Origin of the sequence: Okeania sp. SIO2B3, from assembly GCF_010672525.1 — a bacterium.
In the GTDB taxonomy this organism is placed as follows: Bacteria; Cyanobacteriota; Cyanobacteriia; order Cyanobacteriales; family Microcoleaceae; genus Okeania.
Window position 1 is genome coordinate 19632 of record NZ_JAAHGH010000004.1, and the last position, 25458, is coordinate 45089.

At 36.8% G+C, this 25458-nt stretch carries 16 protein-coding genes and 1 pseudogene; 12 read left to right on the forward strand and 5 right to left on the reverse strand.

Annotated elements, in window-relative coordinates:
* Positions 1–791 precede the first annotated feature (791 nt).
* From F6K15_RS04410 to F6K15_RS04420, 3 genes and pseudogenes are all read left to right on the forward strand, one after another.
* Complete coding sequence (locus F6K15_RS04410) at positions 792–4997, forward strand: NACHT domain-containing protein (RefSeq protein ID WP_293057556.1); 4206 nt, start codon at positions 792–794, stop codon at positions 4995–4997.
* Between the two features lie 964 nt (positions 4998–5961).
* Positions 5962–6396 (forward strand): annotated as a pseudogene (locus tag F6K15_RS04415) (Uma2 family endonuclease); the annotation flags it as partial.
* Positions 6397–6679: 283 nt separating this feature from the next.
* Positions 6680–6820 carry a hypothetical protein gene (locus F6K15_RS04420; protein ID WP_293057558.1) on the forward strand — a complete coding sequence of 47 codons (141 nt, stop codon included), beginning with the start codon at positions 6680–6682 and terminating at the stop codon, positions 6818–6820.
* 192 nt (positions 6821–7012) lie between these two features.
* Here the strand turns inward: F6K15_RS04420 and F6K15_RS04425 are convergent, their stop codons facing one another.
* Together F6K15_RS04425 and F6K15_RS04430 are read right to left on the reverse strand one after the other, a co-directional pair.
* Positions 7013–7561, reverse strand: coding sequence for a flavodoxin (locus F6K15_RS04425; protein WP_293057560.1), 549 nt, complete (start codon positions 7559–7561; stop codon positions 7013–7015).
* 922 nt (positions 7562–8483) lie between these two features.
* A complete protein-coding gene (locus F6K15_RS04430) occupies positions 8484–9488 on the reverse strand; it encodes a saccharopine dehydrogenase-like oxidoreductase (protein WP_293057563.1) in 1005 nt (334 codons plus the stop codon).
* Between the two features lie 1010 nt (positions 9489–10498).
* Here F6K15_RS04430 and F6K15_RS04435 point away from each other — a divergent pair.
* The 7 genes from F6K15_RS04435 (at position 10499) to F6K15_RS04465 (ending at position 16643) form a co-directional block, all read left to right on the forward strand.
* Positions 10499–10711, forward strand: a complete 213-nt coding sequence (locus tag F6K15_RS04435) for a DUF2997 domain-containing protein (RefSeq protein ID WP_293058200.1) — start codon at positions 10499–10501, stop codon at positions 10709–10711.
* 45 nt (positions 10712–10756) lie between these two features.
* Entirely contained in the window at positions 10757–11143 is a 387-nt protein-coding gene (locus F6K15_RS04440) for a DUF1257 domain-containing protein (RefSeq protein WP_293057566.1), read from the forward strand.
* A gap of 231 nt (positions 11144–11374) precedes the next feature.
* Positions 11375–11830, forward strand: a complete 456-nt coding sequence (locus F6K15_RS04445) for a ferredoxin (protein WP_293057569.1) — start codon at positions 11375–11377, stop codon at positions 11828–11830.
* 710 nt (positions 11831–12540) lie between these two features.
* Positions 12541–13890, forward strand: coding sequence for an ABC transporter substrate-binding protein (locus F6K15_RS04450; RefSeq protein WP_293057571.1), 1350 nt, complete (start codon positions 12541–12543; stop codon positions 13888–13890).
* A 376-nt stretch (positions 13891–14266) separates the two neighbouring features.
* Positions 14267–15196: a carbohydrate ABC transporter permease gene (locus tag F6K15_RS04455; RefSeq protein ID WP_293057573.1), complete on the forward strand. Its 930-nt coding sequence runs from the start codon at positions 14267–14269 to the stop codon at positions 15194–15196.
* A 134-nt stretch (positions 15197–15330) separates the two neighbouring features.
* A complete protein-coding gene (locus F6K15_RS04460) occupies positions 15331–15657 on the forward strand; it encodes a hypothetical protein (protein WP_293057576.1) in 327 nt (108 codons plus the stop codon).
* A 116-nt stretch (positions 15658–15773) separates the two neighbouring features.
* Entirely contained in the window at positions 15774–16643 is an 870-nt protein-coding gene (locus tag F6K15_RS04465) for a carbohydrate ABC transporter permease (RefSeq protein WP_293057579.1), read from the forward strand.
* A gap of 694 nt (positions 16644–17337) precedes the next feature.
* On the opposite strand, the gene F6K15_RS04470 is transcribed toward F6K15_RS04465, so the two are convergent.
* Together F6K15_RS04470 and F6K15_RS04475 are read right to left on the reverse strand one after the other, a co-directional pair.
* Positions 17338–19323, reverse strand: a complete 1986-nt coding sequence (locus F6K15_RS04470; protein WP_293057582.1) for an ABC transporter ATP-binding protein/permease — start codon at positions 19321–19323, stop codon at positions 17338–17340.
* A gap of 664 nt (positions 19324–19987) precedes the next feature.
* Complete coding sequence (locus F6K15_RS04475; protein ID WP_293057584.1) at positions 19988–20815, reverse strand: DUF1361 domain-containing protein; 828 nt, start codon at positions 20813–20815, stop codon at positions 19988–19990.
* A 448-nt stretch (positions 20816–21263) separates the two neighbouring features.
* Between F6K15_RS04475 and F6K15_RS04480 the strand changes: the two genes are divergently transcribed.
* On the forward strand, positions 21264–22661 hold the full coding sequence (locus F6K15_RS04480; protein WP_293057586.1) for a TldD/PmbA family protein: 1398 nt from the start codon (positions 21264–21266) through the stop codon (positions 22659–22661).
* A 579-nt stretch (positions 22662–23240) separates the two neighbouring features.
* Here F6K15_RS04480 and F6K15_RS04485 read toward each other — a convergent pair.
* Positions 23241–23669: a hypothetical protein gene (locus F6K15_RS04485; RefSeq protein ID WP_293057588.1), complete on the reverse strand. Its 429-nt coding sequence runs from the start codon at positions 23667–23669 to the stop codon at positions 23241–23243.
* Between the two features lie 1268 nt (positions 23670–24937).
* Here F6K15_RS04485 and F6K15_RS04490 point away from each other — a divergent pair.
* Entirely contained in the window at positions 24938–25438 is a 501-nt protein-coding gene (locus tag F6K15_RS04490; protein WP_293057590.1) for an AP2 domain-containing protein, read from the forward strand.
* Positions 25439–25458: the final 20 nt, after the last annotated feature.

Below are 25458 nucleotides of genomic sequence, written 5' to 3' on the forward strand. Positions count from 1 at the left end.
CGACGAATTTGATATTCTTCCTTTGATATTTATAATGTAGCTTTTTCCTACTATTAAATGGTGAGAAAATGTTCTGAACTGTAGGGGGGAATGGCATTTGCTAGCGCAAAGCTCCGCTAACGCCCTTACCCATTGTATGACCCCCGACGAATTTGATATTCTTCCTTTGATATTTATAATGTAGCTTTTTCCTACTATTAAATGGTGAGAAAATGTTCTGAACTGTAGGGGGGAATGGCATTCGCCCTTACCCATTGTATGACTTTTTCCTACTATTAAATGGTTAGAAAATGTGATGAAATGTAGGGGCGAATGGCATTCGCCCTTACCCATTGTATGACCCCCGACGAATTTGATATTCTTCCTTTGATATTTATAATGTAGCTTTTTCCTACTATTAAATGGTGAGAAAATGTTCTGAACTGTAGGGGGGAATGGCATTTGCTAGCGCAAAGCTCCGCTAACGCCCTTACCCATTGTATGACCCTCGACGAATTTGATATTCTTCCTTTGATATTTATAATGTAGCTTTTTCCTGCTCTTCAATGGTTAGAAAATGTTATGAACTGTAGGGGGGAATGGCATTTGCTAGCGCAAAGCTCCGCTAACGCCCTTACCCATTGTATGACCCTCGACAAATTTGATATTCTTCTTCCTTCTTCCTTCTTCCTTCAATTATTTGAAAAAAAGTTAGAAAAAGTTAGGAGTTTGAGAGTAAGGCGACATTTGATTTTTTCCATAATTTATAATGAACAATAGTTGCAAAATTAAGAAACTATTTTCAAAATATTATGAATCCAGAAACAGCTTTTGATTTTGTCAATAATCAATATTTTAATCAGAAAGGAAAAACTTTAAGCGATTTACAAAAGAATATTTTTTGTCTAGCTTGGGAGAATGAAAAATATGGAGAAATTGCGATAAAAACTAATTTTGCTGAGGGATATATTCGACAGGAAGCAGCTAATTTATGGAAAATATTGGGAGATTTATTCGGGCAAAAAATTACCTGCAAAAATTTTCGTGGAGTTGTAGAAACAGAACTCCAAAAACAGAGCGATCGCGACAAATTTCCCCTACTTCAACAGATGAAGGAATGGTTTAAAATTCTGGGTTATCGATTTGCAGAAAACTATAACGTTGTAGATAAAATTCACGGCAAAAGATTTTTTGAGTGGATAGTTAAGGTTAAGACGCGTCGGGGGTATGACCGCATTCTGGTCAGAGGTGTGGAAGGGGAGGCGGCAACTTGCGACCTCAATGCTTTGCGTCAGTCGGTGGCAAAGGAAAAAACTGATGAGGGTTGGTTGGTGGCAGTGCGTCGTATTAGTAAGGCGGCTCGCCATGGGGTTGAAAAGGAGGAAAATCAAAATCTGTTCTGCTACACTTTTGACGAACTTTTAGACCAGGAAGCTGACTTTGAGCGTTATTTTCAATGGCTGGAAAAACAAGTGAAACAGCGGGGTATTGATAAAAAATATGTACCTCTTGCTTGTCGGAAGGAGGAAGTTGACCCCGATACGAAACAAAAAATAGGGGTGAGTGACTACGAGGAAGCGGACGGTTGGATAGATGGTTACATTGATAAATGGCTCGATGACCCCGTGAAAAAGCATCTCTCGGTTTTGGGGGAGTTTGGTACTGGCAAGACTTGGTTTGTTTTTCATTATGCTTGGCAGCAGTTACAAAAATATTTGGATGCTAAAAAACGAGGTGTGGAACGCCCGCGTTTGCCGATAATTATTTTGCTGCGGGACTATGCTAAAGCTGTTAATATGGAATCTCTATTTTCCGAGTTCTTTTTCCGACAACATGAAATTCCTCTACCCGGTTATTCTGCTTTTGAATTACTCAACCGTATGGGTAAATTGTTGGTAATTTTTGATGGTTTTGACGAGATGGCAGCGAGGGTTGACCGACAAAAGATGATTAATAATTTTTGGGAGTTAGCTCAAACAGTTGTACCGGGGGCGAAGGTTATTCTCACTTGTCGCACCGAACATTTTCCTGAAGCACAGGAAGGTCGCGCTCTGTTGAATGCTGAGTTACAAGCTTCCGTTGCTAACCTGACTGGGGAACCGCCACAATTTGAAGTTTTGGATTTGAAAAAATTTAATGATGAGCAAATTCGTCAGGTACTTTCTTTCAATACTGAACCTTCTACGGTAGAAAAGGTGATGAATAATTCCCAACTTTTAGACTTAGCGCGACGCCCGGTGATGAGTGAGTTAATTTTGGCAGCGTTGCCAGAGATAGAGAAAGGGAAAGCGATCGACTTGGCGCGGATATATTTGTATGCGGTTACACATAAAATGCAAGGGGATATTAAGGAAGAGCGGACTTTTACTTCTCTTGCAGATAAGCTTTATTTTCTCTGCGAACTTTCCTGGGAAATGTTATCTAATGACAAGATGAGTCTGAATTATCGGGAATTTCCTGACCGCATTCGGCGTTTATTTGAGTCAAGGGTGCAGGAACAAAGAGATTTGGATCATTGGCATTATGACATGATGGGTCAGACAATATTGATTAGAAATGAGGATGGCGACTATTCTCCTGCTCATCGTTCCATGTTGGAATTTTTTGTTGCTTATAAGTTTGCTGCGGAGTTGGGAGTATTGGTTGATGATTTTGTGGAGGTGGCGCGGATGCAGTCTCATGTTAATTTGGAGGCAATGGGTGAAAATTGTACTTGGTCTGAATATTTCCGTCGGGAGGTGGATGCTAAGGGAGGGGTTATTTCTATTCCTCCTCTGAAGACTTTTTCTCGCGAATGTCTGGAAAATTTACGTTCGACTTTGGGAAAAATGCCATTGACAAAGGCGGTTTTGGATTTGTTATTGCCGATGTTGCGTCTAGGGGAAGGGAAGGAGGAAAAGCAGAATGTTTGTGGTAGGTTGCGGGAAGTTGTGGAGGGGACCAGGGGAAAAACTGAGGCAGAGGTTGGTTATGTTGGGGGGAATGCGGCGACTTTGTTGGTGATGACTGATAAGTTTGGTTTGGAGGGTTGTCATCTCAGTCGGTCTATTATTTGGGGTGCTGACTTTTCTGGTGCTAGTTTGCAGGGTGTTAATTTTGCTGAGGCAAATTTGGCTGATTCTATTTTTATGGAGTCTATGAGTACAGCCAGATCTTTAGCGTTTACTCCCGATAGTAAACTCTTGGCAACAGGGGATGAATCTGGCAAAATTCATTTGTGGCAAGTTGCGGATGGTAAAAAACTTTTGACTTGGGAAGGTCATACCCATATAGTAAGAACCATGAAATTTACTGCGGACGGTCAAACTCTAGTTAGTGCTAGTTCTGATAGAACAGTAAAGTTTTGGCATTTGGCGAGCAGTAAATGTTTGAGAAGTTTACTCATAGATTCTCAACTCCTAGAAGCTACTGCCTTGAATCAAAATATGCAACTCTTAGCTACTTGTGGTATAGATGGCACAATCCAATTATGGAATCTCAACAATGGCAAATATCTAGCCACCTTACAAGGGCACACAAGTTGGATACACAAAATCGTGTTTAGTCCAAGTGGGGAAATTTTAGCAACTGCTAGCAAAGATAGAAATATCAAGCTATGGAGTGTAAATAATGGTGAATGTTTAGCAACTTTATCAGGACACCAAGAAGCAGTCCGCACTGTTGCTTTTAGACCAGATGGTAAAGTCTTAGCAAGTGGTGGTGGTTTTGACTTTACCATTAAACTTTGGGATATTAGAGATATCAAAAATATTTCCCTGACTGCTACTATTCCTGCACATGATAATGACATTAGAGGGCTAGCTTTTTCCGTAGATGGAAAAATGCTTGCCAGTGGAAGTGGCGATTTAACTGTAAAATTGTGGGATGTTAGCTATAGCGATCGCCCACAACTACTGAAGACTTTGCAAGGACATACCTCTTGGTTGTATCAGGTAGCTTTTAGTCCTGATCAAAAGATTTTAGCCAGTAGTGCTAGCGATAAAAAAGTAAATTTGTGGAATATTGATAATAGACATCTCCAAAATACCTTAGGAGGTTGGGGAAATTGGATTCGCTCGATTGCTTTTAGTCCTGATGGTAAAACTTTAGCTAGTGGTAGCGATGACTATGCTGTGAGACTTTGGAATATAAAAGAGGGGAAAGTAGTGGCAACTTTCCAACAACATAAGGAACGTGTGCAATCAGTTGCTTTTAGCCCTGATGGTAAAACTGTAGCTAGTGGAAGTTTCGATTTTACAGTTAGGTTATGGAATGTGATTACCAGCGAATATTTAGCAACTTTGAGCGGACATACAGACCTAGTACATTCTATTGCTTTTACTCCTGACAGTAGCTTATTGATTAGTGGTGGAGAGGCTTGCTTTGTAAGATTGTGGAATGTCGAGACGAAGCAGCACCTGAAAACTTTACCCAGCAACTACAAATCAAAAGTTCTTGCAATTACCCTCAGTCCCGATGGTAAGAAAATAGCTGTCGGTGGAGTTGAGCCTATTGTTGAATCGTGGGATGTCGATACCAATGAAAATTTAACCAGTTTTCGAGGACATAAAGGAGAGATACAGTTAGTTATCTTCAGTCCTGATGGTAAGCTATTAGCAACTAGCAGCCTTGACAGAACAGTCCGCTTGTGGGATTTTAGCACCCAGGAATGCATAGCTATTTTTGAAGGTCAACAAGCATGGACTTATTCAATTGCTTTCAGTCCAGACGGTCAACTATTAGCAAATGGAGGAGAAAACAACACCGTGCGTTTGTGGGATGTCAACACCCACGAACCCTATGCCACCTTTAGCGGACATCAGAGTTGGGTATTGGGAGTAGCATTCCACCCCAACGGCGAAATTCTTGCCAGTAGTAGCGCCGACGAAACAATTAAACTCTGGAATGTCAAAACAGGAGAGTGCATCAAAACCCTGAGAGTACCCAGACTTTATGAAAACGCAAACATTAGGGGAGTCAAAGGATTAAGCGATATCCAAAAAGCAAGCCTCACAGCATTAGGAGCAGTAGAACATTAAGTGTGGGAAGTGTGGTATGTAGGGGCGAATGGCATTCGCCCTCACTATTCATAAATAGTATTAAATGTGAGAAACTCACAGAGCGATCGCTTATGCTAAACTAGCTAAAATACAAGCTTATTGTTGAGTTCCCTTTGTCAACCCAACCTACAAAATATTAAATTTTGACCTTCGACATTTAAGCTAATGTAATAGAACCTAAGTTCAAGCATCAACAGGACTTACGCAAATTCTTAGACAATACGCTATCCTTCATTAATTGATAATTGATAATTACCTCTGGTTAAAACCGTTCTTGATTTAATATAAGGAAATATTATTTCTTCTCTTGGTCTCATGGATATGGCGAGGAGACCGTTCCCTCCGGGACGCTACGCGAACGCCATCCGGAGACCGCTTTTTTCCCCTTAAAAGGAGAGGCTTCAAGGCGCGAATTATTTAATTATTAATTATTAATTATTCGGTAAGAGGGCGAATGGCATTCGCCCCTACTATGACCGTTATGCGTAAGTCCTTATCCATTAATGAAAACAGACAAACAATACAATGCTAACATCAGATTCTCAAACCCAAAGGCGTCTTCCCACCATGGAAGAATTACCATATCAAGACGTTGACATCCTCTCCGGCCTAAAGGCACGGAGATTCCTACTGAGCCGTAGCTCTTCGGCGGGTTGACGCTTCTTAGGCTGCTGCTACTTTGACAGTAGTCTTATGCTTGCCTCCACGTCCGTTTAGAGTTTCCGTTAGCGTAGCTCCTCCGGAGGAGGCGTGCCCCCCGGCAACTGTTAGTACTGTAGCATATATTCAATTTACTTGCAAATAAAAAGTCGCCCGCTTATGGGCGAGGCTTTAAACCCAATTTTTCGGTAAACCAGTGGATAGCGAAGTACAAGACTTAATTGCTCACTTATTAAAATCAATTCTGGCGTACATTTGAGCAAACCGTAACGATTGGTTTTTTGGTATCGATATGGAGTGGTATTATTCTCCAGACGAAAAAGCTATTGCACCAGATGGTTTTTTATGTCTGGGAGTGGAGCGCGTTAAACATGAAAACTTGCGCTTGAGTTATGTCACCTGGGAAGAAAATGGGGTAATTCCTTTATTTGCATTAGAAGTAGTATCGAAAACTCCAGGAGGTGAATATAAAGAGAAAAAAAGAAAATATGCTCAGTACGGAGTGTTGTACTATGTAATTTACGCTCCCCTACGGGTACGAAAACCTAAATTGACTCTTTACTGTCTCAATGCAAAAGGGAAATATGAGTTGCAAAAAGAAAACCCACTGTGGATGCCAGAAATAGGTCTGGGTATTGGTACAGAAGTAGGAACATTTCAAAGAATTACCAGAGAATGGTTGTATTGGTATGACGAACAAGGCAACCGATATTTATAGCAATGAGCGCTGGTATATTTACAAATTACAGGAAAGGCCAAATAGCTAAAAGTCTTGTATGATAGGCAATTTATTCCCCCAGATGAGCTGTTGCCAGATGAGCTGTTGCCTGTTGCCTATTTACTATACAAGACCGATGCTACCGGACATGATATAAGTTGTTTTTGATGATGTGCATTTAACCAGACACGAATATTCACAAAAAAAGTTGGGGAATACTCCCCAACTCCAAAAGGAGATGAACTTAGATGCAAACAAAACAATTTTTCACAGGATGCGATAGATGTTACTATTTCCAGCTAAACAGTTGCCATTACTGAAGTCGAAAAATACCTCAAATTTAGGAATTGATCAGGACTTACGCAAATTGACTGTCAAACCAACATCTGTAGGGGCGAATGGCATTCGCCCTCTCTATATATAGAGTTTCTGCGTAAGCCCTGTTTATTCAAACAACTCGTAATGACTTTAGCGTAAAAGGTTAGCCAGATTTAATATAATACAGGACTTACGTAAACTTGTAGATAATACGCTATCTGTAGAGGACGAATGCCATTCGCCCCTACCAGATATAGTGTTTATGCGTAAGTCCTGATAATACTCAAACTTTCAATATCTAAGCAGGTATCAACACAGCACTTTCCGTGCCTACAAAAATGGGGCGTAATGCTTCTACCCACTGTGTAATTCTCTCTTCAGTTAACTCACTTTGGTTAACCTCATCAATAGGCAAACCCACAAATTTACCATTACGCACTGCTGAAGAATGTTCAAAACTGTAACCCTCAATAGGAAAATCTCCCACTATAGTTGCACCAAGTTTCTCGAATTGGTCACACATAAGTTGCAATGCGCCAGCAAAGTGCTTTCCATGACCAACTTGATCTGCTGCACCAAACAAAGCAATAGTTTTTCCTGTAAAATCAGGCTTTTCGATATCCATGTCAAAAAGTGGTTCGCGCCAGTCATTCTGTACTTCCCCAGCTCCCCAGGTCGAACAACCCAATAACAAATAATCATAATCAAGAAGTTGACTATATTCGTCGTAATCTTCTTCCATACTATAGATATCACAAATTTCTTCGCCGAATTTTTCGCGCACTGCTTCAGCGATTTCTTCAGTTACACCTGATGTGCTACCATAAAAGATGCCAATTTTTGCCATAATCAACACTCCTGATTAGTTTTGATAAAATTCATTAAATCTGGTGAGTCAAACAATTTCACTAGCTCGACCCAGATTTTTGAGAGTTTTCGGTGATTTTTACCAGTTATTTGCAGAATTTTCTTGCTTCAAATTCTTCTTAATAGATTAGTCTCTTTTTTTTACTAAATAAGAAGTAATTGCAATAAAATTAGAAATTATTTCTTTAACTGTAGGGTCGAATGGTATTCGCCCTATTCAGTCAAATAATAAAGGCCAATTAGAGACTACTCTTCAAATAACCTAGGAACAGACAGGAATTTTTGCATCAACCCTATCTACTTCTGAATATATCGGGTAAATTAATTGACATCTGTATAAATTGTAGTTGAGAATTCTTTTGAGTAAGTTTATAATTGATCGAAAATTTATTGATTGATTTGGGCTTAGGTTTACCTTTGCCCATGGGCTTCTTTTTGTCAGAGCCACAATTAATAAAACATCTCATTAAGCCTCACATACACCTTTTTGAAAGCGCTTGTAGGAACGTTCCATGGAACGTCCCTACATTTTTTTGGGGAATTTTTCCTCAGCCCCCTTAACAAAGTCAGAAGTCAGAAGTCAACCCACCCCTAACCCCCAGGGTCTATTTATTGTCACGCGAGCGAAAAATTGATGGGGGGATGGGAACCCACCCCTAGCCCCTCCCAGGAGGGGAATTTGGGGGGATGGGAGATGGAGATATTTGTATATTTGCACAATTAAATGTACTTCATATTAATATTCTCCCCAGGCAATGAATTAGCACTGCCCCTAACCCCTCCGGTGGAGGGGAGGGGAAGTAGGGGATTTAAGCCTCGCTCCAAAAATATTTCGCCTTAAAAGGCGAGGTTGCGCGACCCTTATGATTTTGATAATTTTTTGATTTTTGAATTATCTAAAACTACCGGACAAACTGTGGCATAACTTCCGCAGCAGTAAATAAACCATAAATACCTCTTTGATGTAGAGCAACTCCAGCTTTCAAATAGCCAAACGCCGGGCCACAAACATTAGCCGCCATGCTTGTCTCATCTCCCAATGTAAAAGTATGTGTAGAAGTTTTGCCCTCAAAAGTACGACCTGTAACTTGAACATTAGTACTCAAAGGCTTTTTCGGGTTGCGAGTATCAACAATACCTCCCACACTTACCCGGTCGCGATCGCAAATTCCGGCCAACTCCAACATAATATCGTCAGCGTGTTCCATATTCTCCAATTTCAACAGACCATTGGTCTCTTCTAACAAAGCCTCAACTTCAGCATCAGTCATCGTCTTAGCTTTTTCCACATCATATCCAGGCAAATGGCCAATATCCTCGCGAATTGTCGCACGGTAAGCTTCCCAATTCGCAATTCCCACTCCAAAAGTAATATTCACACTATGAATTTCAGCATAACTCTGAGCTGCAATGGCCGCTGCTGCAGTTAATAAACCAGGAGTTGCCCCACAACCAGTCATATAAGTAATACCCGCAGCTTGTAACTCATCTTTGAGGGCTAATAATTGTTCGACGGCACTGGTACGCTTAATGGCATCCACTAATACACCCCGCCAACCAGCAGCAATAAATTGTTTTGCCACATTTGCCATAAAAGTATTAGGCAAGTTTGGTAAGGCCAGAAAATAACCATCTACAGTATCCGCAACTTTGATTAGTTCTTCAATACTGTGACTACTTAAAACGCCACCAGATTCTAAATGGCCTAAAGAACCCTGAGTATTGTACATGGTCATACATTGGTCGGGATTTAATCCTTGAGTGCTGTAGGCATAACCTTTTTGGTCAGCAGCAGCAACCAAGAGCATTTCTTGTTTGGGAGTGAGTACCCTAGCTGCAGCTTGACCCAGGCCACCGAAACCTAAAACACCTATATGAATTGGATTATTGGAAGTTGTGATTTGCATAGCACTTATAGCACTTAATTTAAGTGGACAGACTTTTATTATCTGCTAAGGTGCATCACTGCGGAAGTCATATCATTTGACGGAAGTTAAAAGTCAAAAGTTTAAACAATTGGTATCAAAAGTTAAAAAAGTCATTGAAGAAGGCAGAAGGCAGAGGGGAAAATTACTTATGGATGGTCTTCGACACGCTACTCTGTGCCTACAAACCCCAAGCGATTTTAAGCACCGCAAGTGACGGTGGGGTATTAAACTCACAACAGAAAAGATACAGACGAGGTAATTTAACCTAAAGTTCCTAGTTCGTTAGCGACTTAATTAATTGTCTAAAAAATCTCTTTGCAATTATTAGAAATTAACGAAAATGAAATAATTTAAAACCTAATCTTCACTAAGAAAACATAAAAATTATTTCAGATCATATAATGAACCTTTATTCTAAATGAAGAGAGAAGAACAAAGAAGGCTTTAGTTATCTAGGAGATAAGATTAATTACTAATCTTATGTTAGTTCTCCTAGGTTCTGCTACACAAACAGCTATTCGATCAGTTCTAACGGTTATGAAAACTGATATATATCAGCTTAACCTAGAAAATCATTTGTATTTTCAAGAGATACTTGACCGACAAATTCCAAAATACTTATTGGACAAGAAATATCAAAGAAGAATATTTTCTTTAACAGTATGAGTGATATTTGTCAAGCACTTTTAGCTTGAAGTTTTATTATATTACTCACCTGCCTATTTTCTTGATCCCTTATTTCCTCGTGCCTGAGTCCATTGTCTTGACGGTTTCCAAAATATACGCCAAACTTAACAAATAACTGATGTAATGCTTCAGATTATAATAACTTTTGTTAAGAAATGATTCTTTATCTATCAATTAGTAAAAATTGATTTAGATTAAAAGCAAGTCATTGAAATAATCAAGAAGCAATTTCAGCAGATATCAGTTTCAAAAAATTGGTATCTGTACATAGTCCTACAACTGTTCATCATTCATCTATGAACATGGAAACTTTAGAGTTCATCATTCATCCGGATGGTCGCGTACAGGAAAAAGTTACTGGCATTGTTGGTGCATCCTGTACAGAAGTAACTGCTGCAATTGAATCTGAGTTAGGTATTGTCTTAACTCAAGAGTCAACTTCTGAATACTTTGCTCAACAGCAGCATCAGTCTGATACTGCTAGGACGCAAGTTTCTTCTTTTAGCAGTTACTAAAATTTTTTTTCTTGTTGAGTTCAGTTTATTTCTCTTAGAATTACTATGTCACACTTTAGTCAAATCAAAACTCAAATTCGTAATCTGAAGTCTTTGCAGTCTGCTCTCACAGATTTAGGTATTGACTGGAAATCTGGTCCAACCCAAGTTCGTGGTTATCGCGGACAAACTAGCACTGCTGAAGTAGTTGTAGAACAAAATAATGGGTATGACTTAGGGTTTACCTGGAATGGTAATCAATATGAACTGGTCGCCGATCTACAATTTTGGCAACAAGCATGGTCTGTAGATCGGTTTCTGAATATGGTGACTCAGCGCTATGCTTTCCATACTGTAGTTAATGAAACTGCTAAACAAGGATTTCAGGTTACTGAACAGCAAAAAAATCAGGATGGATCTGTACGTCTAGTTGTTCAACGTTGGAGTGCTTAAATAGCAGTCAGCAGTTAGCGATCAGCACTCAGCTTTCCAAATTATGGAAAAGTGATTTCAAACTTAAGTTGGGTTTTGCTGTGCAAGCGGAGCATTTCGTAAGAAAAAGCATTAGCAAAACCCAATAACTCTAATACAACTACAACATTAGTAGCGTATTTTGGGTCTATTAACGAAGGCCAACTTACTAAATTTTATATACATTTAAGATAATATTATTACTTTTACAAAATGTTAGATTTTTCTTCATCCTCCCTAGAAGGTGAGACAGAACGCTCCGGTTTTGAACCCGAACTTGGTGGAATATTACGGGATGCTCCCGGACGTTCAGGTTTTGAACCCGAACTTGGTGGAATGTTGCGACAAAAGGGAGTTTACGTTGATGAAATTACCTGTATCGGTTGTAGACACTGCGCTCATGTTGCCCATAATACATTTTATATTGAACCAGATCATGGGCGAGCGCGAGTTTTTGAGCAAGATGGCGACTCTGAAGAATTAATCCAAGAAGCGATCGACACTTGTCCTGTAAATTGTATTCACTGGGTTGATTATACTAAACTAAAAAATTTAGAAGAAGAGCGCAAGTATCAGGTGATTCCTATTGCTGGTGGTCCTGTGGATAGTGGAGCAGCTCGTATTGCTAGTCACAGAAATAAGCAAAATGCGGATAAAAAGAAGATTTGATTCTTGTAATTAGGGTTTGCCCTCAAAAGTCTTATGGGTGAGGGTAGGAGATAACCCACCCGCGGGGCCCGACCGTGGAGGGGAAAGACCGAGACAGGAGAAATGGCTCGGGAGCGAGGAGGTAGGAGTAACAATTGTCAATTTGGGATTTTTCTGCCCAACTATGCGCCTAAAATATTAACACGCATGAGCATCAATAGCTGAAAACCAGGCACTTTTTAAAGGTCTCAAAAAGGCACTTACCTTTATCTGTAAAGACTTTTAGATTTAATCAGCAAATCCTAATTAGTTCGCGTAGTAGTGGACTGATACATCTAAAATGGTGTATTAGCTTTTTTCGTCACCCCATCCCCCCATTACCCCATTTTCTATTGCAAAATTTTAGTTGAAACAGTCCAGTAGACTGACACATCTAAAACTGTGCAATAGATTTTTGTTTCTAGGTGTCTTGATCTACCAATCCCCCCAAATTCCCCTCTTGGGAGGGGGAGGGGCTAGGGGTGGTTCCCCATCTCCCCATCTAATACAGCATTTAAGGTGTATCAGTCCACTAACTACATCTTAATTATTGGGCGATCGCCTCAACCACAGTAAGTTGTTCCTGCTCTACAAGCATATTCCCATTGTGCTTCACTAGGCAAAGAATAAAATTTGCCTGTGTGTTGAGATATTAGATGAAGTCATTGTTCATTCTTGAATCTACCAAAGTAATGAAATATATTAAATTTTTCAACCCTACTCTAGAAAAACTAAAACCAAAAATTCATGGCTGGTTAAAATCACTAAGAATTAGACTGAAAAAACAATTCCAAATAAGCATCTTAATTGTAGCAATTTTTCTGGGTATTTTATATAGCTCAATTTCACCTGCACTGACCCAGGAAAAACCTGTAACTATCCAAGTATTAATGTCAGCTGTCACAGCTACTCAGTTAGAACCAATTCAAACAGACTTTAACAAAACTCACCCCAATATTAACTTAGAAATTGTCAAAGCTCCTAATGATACTAACTTAGTAGAAGACCTTTATACTTCCTCTTTTTTACTAGGAGATTCACCATACGACCTAGCTTATATGGATACAGTTTGGGTGCCAAAATTTGCTGCTGCTAACTGGTTACAAGACCTTTCAGAAAAAATCGATAAACAACAATTAAAAGAAACTTATGTGTCAGGAGATATAGAAGGAGGAACTTACAAAAATAAACTTTATTGGATGCCATTAGTCTCCAATGGAGGTATGCTTTATTATCGCACGGACTTATTAAAAAAAGGTGGATTTGAACCTCCCAATACCTTTGAGGAGCTAATCAAAATATCACAAGAATTACAACAGCAAGGATTAGTTGAATGGGGATATATTTGGCAAGGTAAACAATATGAAGGTTTATCCGCAATGTTTATGGAAATTCTCAAAGGTTATGGAGGTTTTTGGATTAACCCAGAAACAAATGAAGTAGGTTTAGATCGACCAGAAGCTATAGAAGCAGTAGACTTTTTACGCACAACTATTACTGCAGGAATTTCTCCTCCTGGAGTAACTACTTATGGAGAAGAAGAAGCTCGTCGTTTATTCCAAAGTGGTAAGACAGTTTTTCTGCGCAATTGGCCTTATGTATATCCATTAGCATCAAAATCAGAAATAGCTGGAAATTTTGCTATTAAACCAATGGTTCATGCTTCAGGAAAAGAAAGTGGAGCTTGCTCAGGTGGATGGGGGTTCGGAATAGTTAAAAGTACAAAACATCCAGAGGAAGCATGGGAAATTATTCAATACTTCAACAAACTAGAAGTTCAACGTAAGTTTATTTTAGAAACAGGTCTTGTTCCGGCGAGAAAATCACTTTTTAATGACAAAATTCTAGTAGCAGAATTTCCTTACTTACCAAACTTATTTCCAGTAGTTGAAAATTCTGTATTACGTCCTCCCATTGCTCAATATGCTCAAGCTTCAGATATTTTACAACGTTATCTTAGCGCTGCTTTAACTGGTTCCCGTACTCCAGAATTAGCAATGAAAGCTGCTGCTGCAGAAACTCGTGCTTTATTGGGAACTTGAAAAAGGAGATGGGCAGTGTGGGAAGGTGGGGACCCACCCCTAACCCCTCCCAGGAGGGGAATATTGAGAAAGATTTGGCAATGGCGCTCGTGAAGTGAACATTTTTTTATACCGAATTAAGCAGATTTGATATTAAACCCATAACGGCAAAGATAATTATAATTTTGGAGCTATTTTTAGAATTAAAGATACTCCTATTTTGAACCTATATAACTAAAATGATACTTGAAGTTTGCTCTTTGTAGTGGGGAGGTAGGGAGTGGTAAGATGGTAATCAAATATAGCATTATTATTCAGAAATGGTATTAGCTGTGTAATGTAGTGACAAAAAGCTATTAGTTATTCCCAACTTATTGCTCAAAAACAGTAGAAATCAATGACAATAAACACAATTGAAAAAAGAGAAAAATTAACAGGATGGCTCTTGATTTTACCAGCTATTCTAGTATTACTATTTGTATTTGTTTATCCTATTGGCCGAGCTTTTTGGTTAAGTCTATTTACAGAAAATTTAGGTACTGAATTAAAACCTATTTTTTCCGGCTTAACAAACTACAGTCGAATGTTAAGTGATGGTCGTTTTTGGCAAAGTTTATGGAACACTACAATATTTACAACCATCTCTATTTTTCTAGAATTAATATTAGGAATGAGTATCGCTCTTATCTTAGATAAATCATTCCGAGGACGAGGTTTTGTTCGTACTGTTAGTCTCATTCCTTGGTCATTACCAACTGCAGTTATGGGATTAGCTTGGGCATGGATTTTTAATGACCAATTTGGCATAGTTAATGACCTACTTTTGCGTTTAGGATTAATTCAAACTAATATTACTTGGTTAGGCGACCCATTCAGAGCAATGTTAGCATTAATTATTGCTGATGTTTGGAAAACAACGCCGTTTATAGCCATCATTTTATTAGCAGGATTACAATCTATTTCTTCTGATTTATACGAAGCTCATGCTATTGATGGTGCTAATTCTATCCAAAGTTTTCGACAAATTACAATCCCATTATTAATCCCACAAATAGTAATTGCTTTGTTATTCAGATTTGCTCAAGCATTTGGTACTTTTGACCTGGTACAAGTAATGACTGGAGGTGGACCTGCTGGAAAAACAGAAACTGTTTCTATCTATATATATGCCACTATTAGACGTTATTTAGACTTTGGTTATGGAGCTTCTTTAGTAGTAGTAACATTTCTATTATTAATTCTTGCCGTGGCGATCGCTAGTACCGCTATGCGGAAGTTAAAAGTCGTAGGGGCGAATGGCATTCGCCCGTACAAAAGTCAATTGTAGTGGTGCGAGGGTTTCTTGGTGGGTAAGTGAACCACTGATTCATCAGCCCATACCTCGAAATTAATAGTAGTAAAAACCGTCATCTAACCCGGTACAAAAATGCTAAAGTTAGAAAAAATAACCAATTTAAAATTATGCTACCACCACAAGTATTTGACGGCGGAGATTTCCCGGGCTGGCATGAAAACGACAAAACAATTACAGAAGAAGAAAGAATCGCACAGGAAAACAAAGCCACTGTTGAAACAGTTTTCTTTTTAGTTGGACTCGGATTAGCTTTAACTCCAGGGGTCGGTACAAAAGCGATTGAATATAAACTTATGGAGTTTTGTGTTAAGCAAAGTGCAAAGACGATTTGCTCATCACCTGTCTTAGGCTGGATAATTGGTTGGGGCTTTGATAGCTTTTCGCCTACCCCACAGCATTCTGGTAGTTCGGGCACTCTCTCCAGTCCCGATTAGTTTGTTGTTGGCGATCGCCTATAAGACTATTTATTCCTTTCCTGTTCTCTGTTCCCTAGAGCAATAAAACTTTGTACCTCATCAACTTAATAACTGCTGTAAATAAGGAATAAAAAATGTCTATAGCTGAAAAATCATCATCAAAAAATCAATCATCATTAAAAGTTAGCAGAATAATTCTGTGGATAAGTGTAGTTTTAACTGTCATATTTTTCCTAGCTCCTGTTTTATGGCAATTACTAACTTCTTTCAAAACAAATGAGGCAATATCAGCAGTTCCTAATATTTATTTCCCCACTCCCAACCAATTAACTTTTGACCACTATCTTAGTTTGGGTTTGGGTTTTCTCCGCTATGTTTTTAATAGTGCTTTTGTGTCTATTATTTCAACAGTTATTTGTTTAGGAATAGGAGCGCCTGCTGCTTATACTTTGGCACGGTTAAAACTTCCTGGAGAAAATATCATTATTGCCTGTATTTTAATAGTCAGTCTATTTCCCTATGTATTATTATTTTTGGGTTTGTTAGAAATTATTAAGTCTCTTGGTTTAGGTAATAACTACATCTCCCTAATTATTCCTTACACGGGAATAAATTTACCTCTGACAATTCTGGTCTTAAGAAGCTTTTTTCAACAGTTACCAAAAGATTTAGAAGATTCAGCAAAAATAGATGGTTACAGCACAATTTCTATGTTGTGGAATATCATCTTACCTCTAACAATTCCAGCATTAGTAACCACAGGAATTTTAACCTTTATTTTTTCCTGGAATGAGTTTATTTTTGCTCTGACTTTTATTACTCGTTCCGAAATGTATACTATTCCCGTTGCAGTTGCTCAGATAGGGGGGATTTCTGTATTTGAAATTCCCTACGGACCAATTGCTGCTGCAACAGTAATAGGCACATTTCCTTTGTTAATTTTGGTATTGATAGCTCAACGTCGAATTGTTCAAGGTATTACTGCAGGAGCTGTTAAAGGATAAGTATTCAGCTATTAGTAGTAAGCACTTCAGCAATTAGTAGTGAATAATTATTTCTCAGGTTTGGGAAGGGTACTTTGGCAGTAACTTTTTATTCAAACTCAATTTCAAAGGTTGCTTTTACCTTCCCCAAAATTAATTGCTGTTTGCGTAGCATCCCGCAGGAAAGCCCTAATAGCTGACGGTTTTTTTCACAGTATTCCGCAGGAAATACTGATGCCAAAGGATAAGTATTTATGCAAAATTAATTTAACCTTTGAAGAAGGAAGAGAAAATAAAGAAGAAAGTTTGAAATAAGGAAAAAGTAGATATTTCCTAATACCATTTCTCCATTAAGTTGCACTTAATAGGTAAGCATTCAGCGGTCAGCTATCAACTATTAAGTCGTTATCTTGGAAGAAGGAATTAGTATTCAAGAAGTGAAATATGTTTGCGCAGCATTCCGCAGAAAATGAAATAGTCTTTTCAGCTAACCTTGGTCATTGTTTGATTCTTTCTTCCATGCATCTGATAGCTGTTTGCGGAGCATTCCGTAGGAAATGCTAATAGCTATTTGCGCAGCATTCCTTAGGAAATACTTACTTAACAAGAGCTTATCCAATTCCTTTTAGAAAGTTATCTCTATCATTTTGCCCTTTTTTTATTCAATCTTTATTCTTTCTTTCTTCTTCCTTCTTCCTTCTTCCTTTTTCCTTTATTAATTAAATGAACTAGCTTCTGTTTGATAATCTTCTGCTGATAATACTCGCCAATTAGCACCACCTGTTAATTCTAAAACTTGTTGATGATATTTTAACAAACTTAAACGATGTCCTACACTTACAAATGTTGTTTGAGTTGCTTGTAATTTTTGATAAAGTTCCGCTTCATTTTGTAAGTCTAAAGCGCTGGTAGCTTCATCTAAAATTGCATAGTTAGGCTTAATTAATAATAGTCTTGCAAAGGCTAAACGTTGTTGCTCTCCCAAAGATAAAACATTTTCCCATGGTAACTCTACATCAAAACCATCTAATCTATCTGGTAAATCTTCTAAGTTAACCAGTTTCAAAATTTTTCTTAATTCATACTCATCAAAATCTTGATTAATTTGAGGGTATAATAACTGCTCTCGTAAACTTCCTAAAATCATATAAGGGCGCTGAGGTAGAAATAACATTTTTTCTAAATTAGGGCGTACTAAACGACCAGTACCCGATTTCCATAGACCTGCTATTGCTCTTAATAAAGAACTTTTACCTGCTCCACTTTTTCCAACAATTAATAATCCTTGACCTGAATTTACTGCTACTGATAAATTTTTCACCAGAGTCTTTTGACTTTCATTAATTTCTTCGTGGTTTAAAGGAGTATTTAAAGTAATCTTTTCTAACGCTAATTTAGAACTTTCTGTGATGTCAATTTCCCTATTTCCTTCTTCTGATACTTTTGTAGTCTCTTCTAATGTTTCTCTAAATTTATCCAAACGGTTAATACCAGCTGCAAAATTACTTAAGTTGTCGATTTGACTAACTACTAAAGAAAAAGCTCCTAAAACCTGACTAAAAGCAAAACCTGCCTGACTAATATCTCCAAATTTAATGTCACCTGCAAAATAAATAGGAGCCATAATTAAGGAAGGCAAAATAATTACTGCATATCGATAACCTGTAGTAAAGTAATCTACATTTCTTTGCCACCCAATCAACAAATTAAAATTATTAAATACCTGAGAAAATCTTTGTCTAATTTGAGATAATTCTTGCTCTTCTCCTCGGTAAAAAGCAATTGATTCGGCATGGTCGCGGATATGAACTAATCCATAACGAAAGTCTGCTTCTCGTTTGAGTTGGTAGAAATTTAAAGGAATTAATTTTCTGCCAAAAATTACTGCTACTAATGTTCCCGCCACAGCATAAATTATCAGAAAAATTGAGAGTGGTATTGATATTGACCACAGAATTCCTGTGAAGGAAATAACGTCAATTACTGAGTTGAGAATTGTGAGAAGAAAAAATAAACTTTGGTTTGTGAAAGATTTAATATCCTCCGCAATTCTTTGGTCTGGATTATCAATTGTGCCTTTTGAATCTATTTCATAATATGACCTATTTTCTAAGTAATTATCTAGAAATTTATTTGTCATCCACTCTCGCCAGTACAGTCCTAGTTTTTGCCTTGTATATGTGTAAATAACAACTATCGGAGTACCAATAATAAAAACCCCGGCATAAACAAATAAGAACCGCCAAAATGTAGGCTGGTCTTTTTCAGATAATGCAGTTGTAAAAAAGTTACCTACATAGCTAATAATTACATTTAAACCACTAACTGATAGAGATAATAATAATAACAAACTTAATAATGCCCAAGGTTGCCAACGTGGAATAAGTTGTCTTTTGTAGTACCAAAAACCAATGGCAGGAACTACAATCATTAAAGCAATAACAAATATCCAGTGTGAATTAATAATATTTTGAATAGTATCGACTAAACCAGGAGCAATATTATTAAATGACTCACCAAATATAGCTTCACTAACTATGCAAACTAAACTCACAACTAAAAAAACAGCAGCAAATAAAAACATCAAAAGCAGAAATAATAATCCCAAAAATACTTTGTTTCCTCCCGGTTCTAATGGATAAAAATATGGTTGAGCAATCTGCAAAAAACTATTCCAAAGTTTACTGTTAAATTTATTCATTCTTGGTTGTATACGAACTAACTAATATCAATCATAACCTATGATTTTTCATCTGTAAATATACGGAATTATGCATATAAAAAAAACATAGCAATCGATAATTTCAACTATGTCCATCTATAGCTAATTCAAGCTACCGATATTTACTAAATAAGTAATGAAGTTTCCTAAAAGCCTATCGATATTTTTAAGTAGGGCAAGCTCAAAAAAAGGGTGCATCTCAATGCGTGAATAAAGCCAAAAATTTATCGCTTTTAGGCAACGGGCAACAGGCAACAGGGAATAGGAAATAGGGAATATATAGGAAAAAAAGTATTTTTACTTGCTATGAGATGCACCCAAAAAAAAGACGTTGTATTTTTAATCAAAAAAAACCTAAAAACAATAAATATAAACTTCTGAGCTAATTTACAATCTGATACATATAGTGTTTTCAAATGAGATGTAAATCTAGATTGAGCTTTTTTCTAATCAAAAAATCCTGTCTTGAGTATCCATTAATTATTGTGCAAAGCTACTATTTAATGCTGTTTTTTCTTCTTTACTTTTCCCAGAACCGGTGTTCCCTGTTCCCTTTTGAGTAAGACTCTGTTTCCGCATTTCAAATGAAAAGGGTATAGTTCCCAAAATTGACTAATTAATTATTAATTGTTTAAATACCTGACTAAAATTTTGGTGAAGCTCTAGAAATTTTTTCTGACTCTTCTTGATTTATTTGATATTGTTGCAGTAGAACTAAAGTTACTAATTTCATTAGCCAATATAAACCAAAAATAACTATAAAAGTAATAAATATTACTAAAATAGGACCTAGATCAAACATATCATTGTAAACACTTTTTACCAAAGCATCAGGGTTAGTAACTACATCCCAACTATTAAAACGTTTGAACCTTCCCAGATAAATACCAATAGCAGAAAGACAATGAATAATTAACTCTATTCCCAGAATAAAATTACTCCAACCTTGTCGATGTAAATAGTAGCCCAAATTAATTAAAGAAAGAACATAAGCTTCAAACCCAATAAACATAAATAACAAATATTGGGGAACTACTGCTAAAGTCAAAACCCATACAGAATTACTTTGACGAATATCTTGATAGAGATGAATAATATCAGTTAATACATAAGGAGCATTAGGTAAAAAAGCGATAAAAATTAATAAACCAAACCACCACAGTAAAGAAAAATATTGGGGACGACGTAATAAACATATACCTAAAATTATTAATACTAAAGTAATAGCGATCGCCACCTCAATATTCAATTTATTGCCATAGGCCACAACTCTGTTTATATTTGGTAATAAAGTAGCGCCCAATAGTAATAAAACTCCCCATCGTATAAAAATGGAGTGAGGTTTGGAAAACAACCAAAAACTCATGGCCAAAGGAAATAAAGCTAAAAATAGATTCCAAGACATGAATCTGCTATTACCTTCTAGAAATTGCCAAGCTGTGTTTATTGCATTGATTATTTCAGCTTTCATTCATAACTCAAAAATGTATGTACAAGTATTCTACAATCCTAACTAAGATGAAATTAAGATTTTCAGGTATTCTCTAATTAGCTTCCACTGGTGTTCTATACAAATATTTATTATTATAAATAATAACCGAACGAGCGACTATAAGCCAGAAGTAACATTTTCGAGTAAGAAAGTAAATAAGAACTACAAATTTTCATAAAAATTATTTGATTCTAGAACAACTAATATGTAAGCATTTCCTGCGGACTGCTGCGCAAACAGCTACTAGCAGTCAGCTCTAAGTTTTTTAATGAATGAAGCAAGCACTTGCTTAACTTCTACTACATTTTTAAACAAAGAATTGAAGCACAAGAATAACGCAGCTCTAATTGTCCACTAAAAGTAATAAAGCTGACTGCTGAATGCTGACTGCTGAACGCTTACATTAATATCAGCATAAAAATAGATAATGGCTACAAAACTAACAAAAAATAATTCTCTTCTAGAGCAATTACAAAATAAAATTTATAATTACCGTAATCATGTCGATTATCTAGAAATTCGCCTAGAACAAAGTGAATCAACTACTATTTCATTTTATGGTCTACAATTAAATACAATTAACTCTCATTTTTCCCTTGCCGGAAGTATTCGCGCTTGCCACAAAGGAGGTTGGAGTTTCGTTACTTTCAACAATATTTCAGAACTATCAAATAGAATCGAAGAAGCAATTTCTCACGCTTATTTAGTAGGAAAAAAAACTACTCAATTAGCTCCCATTCAAGCTATTCAAGACTATGTAGCAGTCAAATTTGGTCGCGACCCCCGTGGCATATCTTTAGAAGAAAAACGACAATTAATTGAAGGTTATAATCAGTTATTACTAAATTTTGACCCTCGAATTCAGAGCACAAATGTGAGTTATAGCGATCGCTTTGCCATTACTTATTTTGTCAATTCCATCGGCAGTTGCATAGCACAGGAACGCCTAGATGTCAATGGCAAGTTTAGAGCCATGACTTGTGGAGAAGGCAGTTTAGTTAAACAGGGCATCAAGTCTATCAGTTCTCGTACTGATTATAACACTCTCTGCAACATTGACAAACAAGTTATCGGAGCAGCAGAACAGGCCATCCGTCAACTAGAGGCAAAACCCATTAAAGGTGGACAATATACTGTATTGTTAGATCCTTATCTGGCAGGTGTATTTATTCACGAAGCTTTTGGTCATCTTTCTGAAGCAGACTCTATTTCTGAGAACCCCCAGATGGAAGAGTTACTAAAATTAGGTAAACCAATAGGTACAGAAAAGTTGAATGTAATAGATGATGCCACTATTGATGGTTTAAATGGTTCTATAAAATATGATGATGAAGGTGTTCCTGGACAGCGTAAATATTTAGTTAAAAATGGAGTATTAACAACTCATCTGCATAATCGAGAAACTTCTGGAAAAATGAGAGAAGCACCTACAGGAAATGCTAGAGCTATAAATGCAATGTATCCACCTATTGTCAGAATGACTAATACAGCTATTGAAACAGGCGATCGCCCTGTTGAGGAAATGATTAAAGATATCGATCTAGGGGTTTATGCCATCGGCAGTCTAGGTGGCCAAACCAACGGAGAAATGTTTACATTTGCTGCGGCAGAAGGTTATATGATTCGTAATGGAAAAATTGCGGAAGCTGTCAGTAATGTTACTTTAACAGGGAATGTATTTCAAACTCTCAAAGATATTGAAGCGATCGGTAATGATTCTACTTACAATAGTGGTAGTTGTGGTAAAGCAGGTCAAGCACCTTTGCCTGTCAGTATTGGCAGTCCCCACTTGATGATTAAAAATGTAGTAGTTGGAGGACATTAAGTAGCTCGACAGTTTTGATTAGATATCTCCGGAAATTATATGTGGATAGCATTTTAGCGTTGCATAAATGCAGGATGATTTTAATAGTTTTGTGGAATAGGCATTTTGCCCATTGCTTATATTTTCGGCCAGGCCGGATGTCCACCTACTTATATTCACCCCATCCCTCAGCAATGCCTCATTTTTCGTGTTTTTATCTCATAAAGTTTCTTTCCCTTTGCCTTCTGGAGCAGATGAGCTGTTGCCTACTTCTACAAAAAGTCTATTTTTTTTCGCCAGATGTTTATTGAGAGTAGAGTACAGATAGTTCATAAAAGTATAGTCAAATATAACATATCCTTCTTGGAAAAGACTTGTAATTTCTAAGTTCCAGACCTATTCTCTAGAGAGCGATCATGTCAGCGGAACGTAGTTTTATCGCTACTTTATTTCCTAATAGAAAATATAAAATATGTCCAAATTTCTCAAATGCCTACCCTGTAACAGATGTAAATATCGCCCTCTCCGAAAGTGACAAAACAGAGATCAAAGCAAAAAGCGGAAGTTATGTACTTCACTGAATCAAAAAACTTTTGAGCTTTATATAGCTGGAGTAAATTCACCTTGAATGTACTGCAATACAAAATCAATTGTTTCTTGCTTCAGCCATCCTTTTTGCACTGCGACCTCTCCAAAACGTAAATTTGTTTGACTCTGTTCTACCAAGATAGAATATATTTGTTTCTCATTCAATAATTTTGCTAATTTCAGATACTCACCAACTGTTTTTTTGGGATTATCCGTAATTAGTTTAGGAAATAAGTATACAAAGAAATCTACAGTTTCCTGATTAGTTATTCTCCACATTACAGCGATTTCTCCAAATCTTAGGTGGTAGTTACTACGTTGATATTGTAAAATTTCTTCTACTTGGTTTCCCGTAATTAAACCAGCTTGTTGTAATAACTTTCCTATGGGTTTTGAAAGTTCTTTTTTTTGAAAATCTTTATTGACATTCTGCTCTTCCATATAACTTTATGAAATGAATTTTTCAATTGTAATAATTGCTAAATTTGCATATTTTTAACTATTTTATTTTCTCATCAATATGAAAGAAATTATGACATATAGCAATTTCCAAGAGGCATGAGGTACGCGCATTCGTTGGTTTTAGGGAACAGGGAACACCGGCTCTAGGATCTGAAGACAAATTAATTTAAAGATAGGTGTACCTCATTAGGCTGAGAAACGCTATATCAAACAATAATAAAATATAATTATGAGATTATTTATTACTCAACCCACCACACCATATATATTTAACTAAATAATTTTCAGGATATCAAGTATCAAGTTCACGTTTATTCTTCACAAAAGCTCTTAATCTAAGACTTTTCAAAATCCATCATAACTTTCCATTCTTTTTTAAAAAAAGATTTAAAGAAAAAACTTTAGGAAAAAGGGGTTATATAGCAATACTAAATCATTTGTGAAATTATTGGACTTGTTAAAAACTTCCTGCTTCTCTCTTCCCTTCTAGCATCTGCTTTCTGCCTCCTGCCTTAAAGTCGCCCATTTTTTCACGAATCATTTCATATTGCTATAGATGCTTTAATTGACCATAAAGTAATATCCTTAACTATTCTTCACCCTCCTTATCTGTGCTATATTATCTGAAGAATAATTTCTGTAACCAGATGGACAGTAGCTAACTGTAAACTCCTTTTGATTAAACATCAATCTAGAAAAGCTATAGAGACTATCAATAAAAGTTAAGATATTTCTATTTTTGTGAAATATCATTCTATAGACTCCGCTAATTTACTGAATTTATTTCTAGAAAGTGGCAAAAAAATTAAGGTGGGATTATCATTAATTTATAGATGAAGTCTTGATTAGTAGCACAAACTTATAGGCGGGTTAAAAATAGCTATAATTCGGGGGGTGATTAACAAAAAAAATCAAACTATACCTACTAAAAGATAAATACAACAAAAGTTCAGTAGACCAAAAATTGACCATAAGAGTCATAACTTAAACTTATCAATTTCTAGACATAGACAATAAAAAAAATAAATCAACACAAATTGATTTATTAATGACAAATGGGGTGCAGCTCAGACAAAATAATCTAGCCGTAGCTAGAGAGATAAAAAGTCAAATAAAATGTTCTAAAAAAACATACATACTGGGTACTGGCCTCAAATGTTTTGCATTCCACTCTCTTCTCTAGATAAACAAGGGAGAATAATAACTTTATTGAATAATGTGAATAATGTAGAAAGAAGGCCGAAAAAATGTCAAAAGAAATCTTGATTACCAGAGGGCAGGTAGTAATAGTTGATGAACAAGACTATGAGGAATTATCAAAATATAAATGGTACTTGATAGACGGGTTTGCGGCCAGAACAATCAAGAAAGATGGCAAAAGAACCACAGTTTATATGCACAGAGTGATTATGGATGCTCCTATAGGCGTATCCGTGTATCATATTAACCACAACAAACTAGATAATCGACGAGAGAACTTACGTCTAGTCAAAGGAAGTGCGCGAATGCACAGGAGACCTAGCGTCAAACATTCATCTAAATATCGGGGAGTGTACTGGTGTAAAGATAAACGAAAATGGATTGCTGAAATCAAAGTGTACAAAAAACAAATACGTTTAGGCCGTTTTGATGTAGAAAAAGATGCTGCAGTAGCTTATGACGAAGCAGCAAGAAAATATTACGGTTCCTTAGCCAGAACTAATTTTACTATGAATAATATAGAAGTAGTAGAAGATCCCTTGATGTAAGTTCAGAAAGATTATTCATA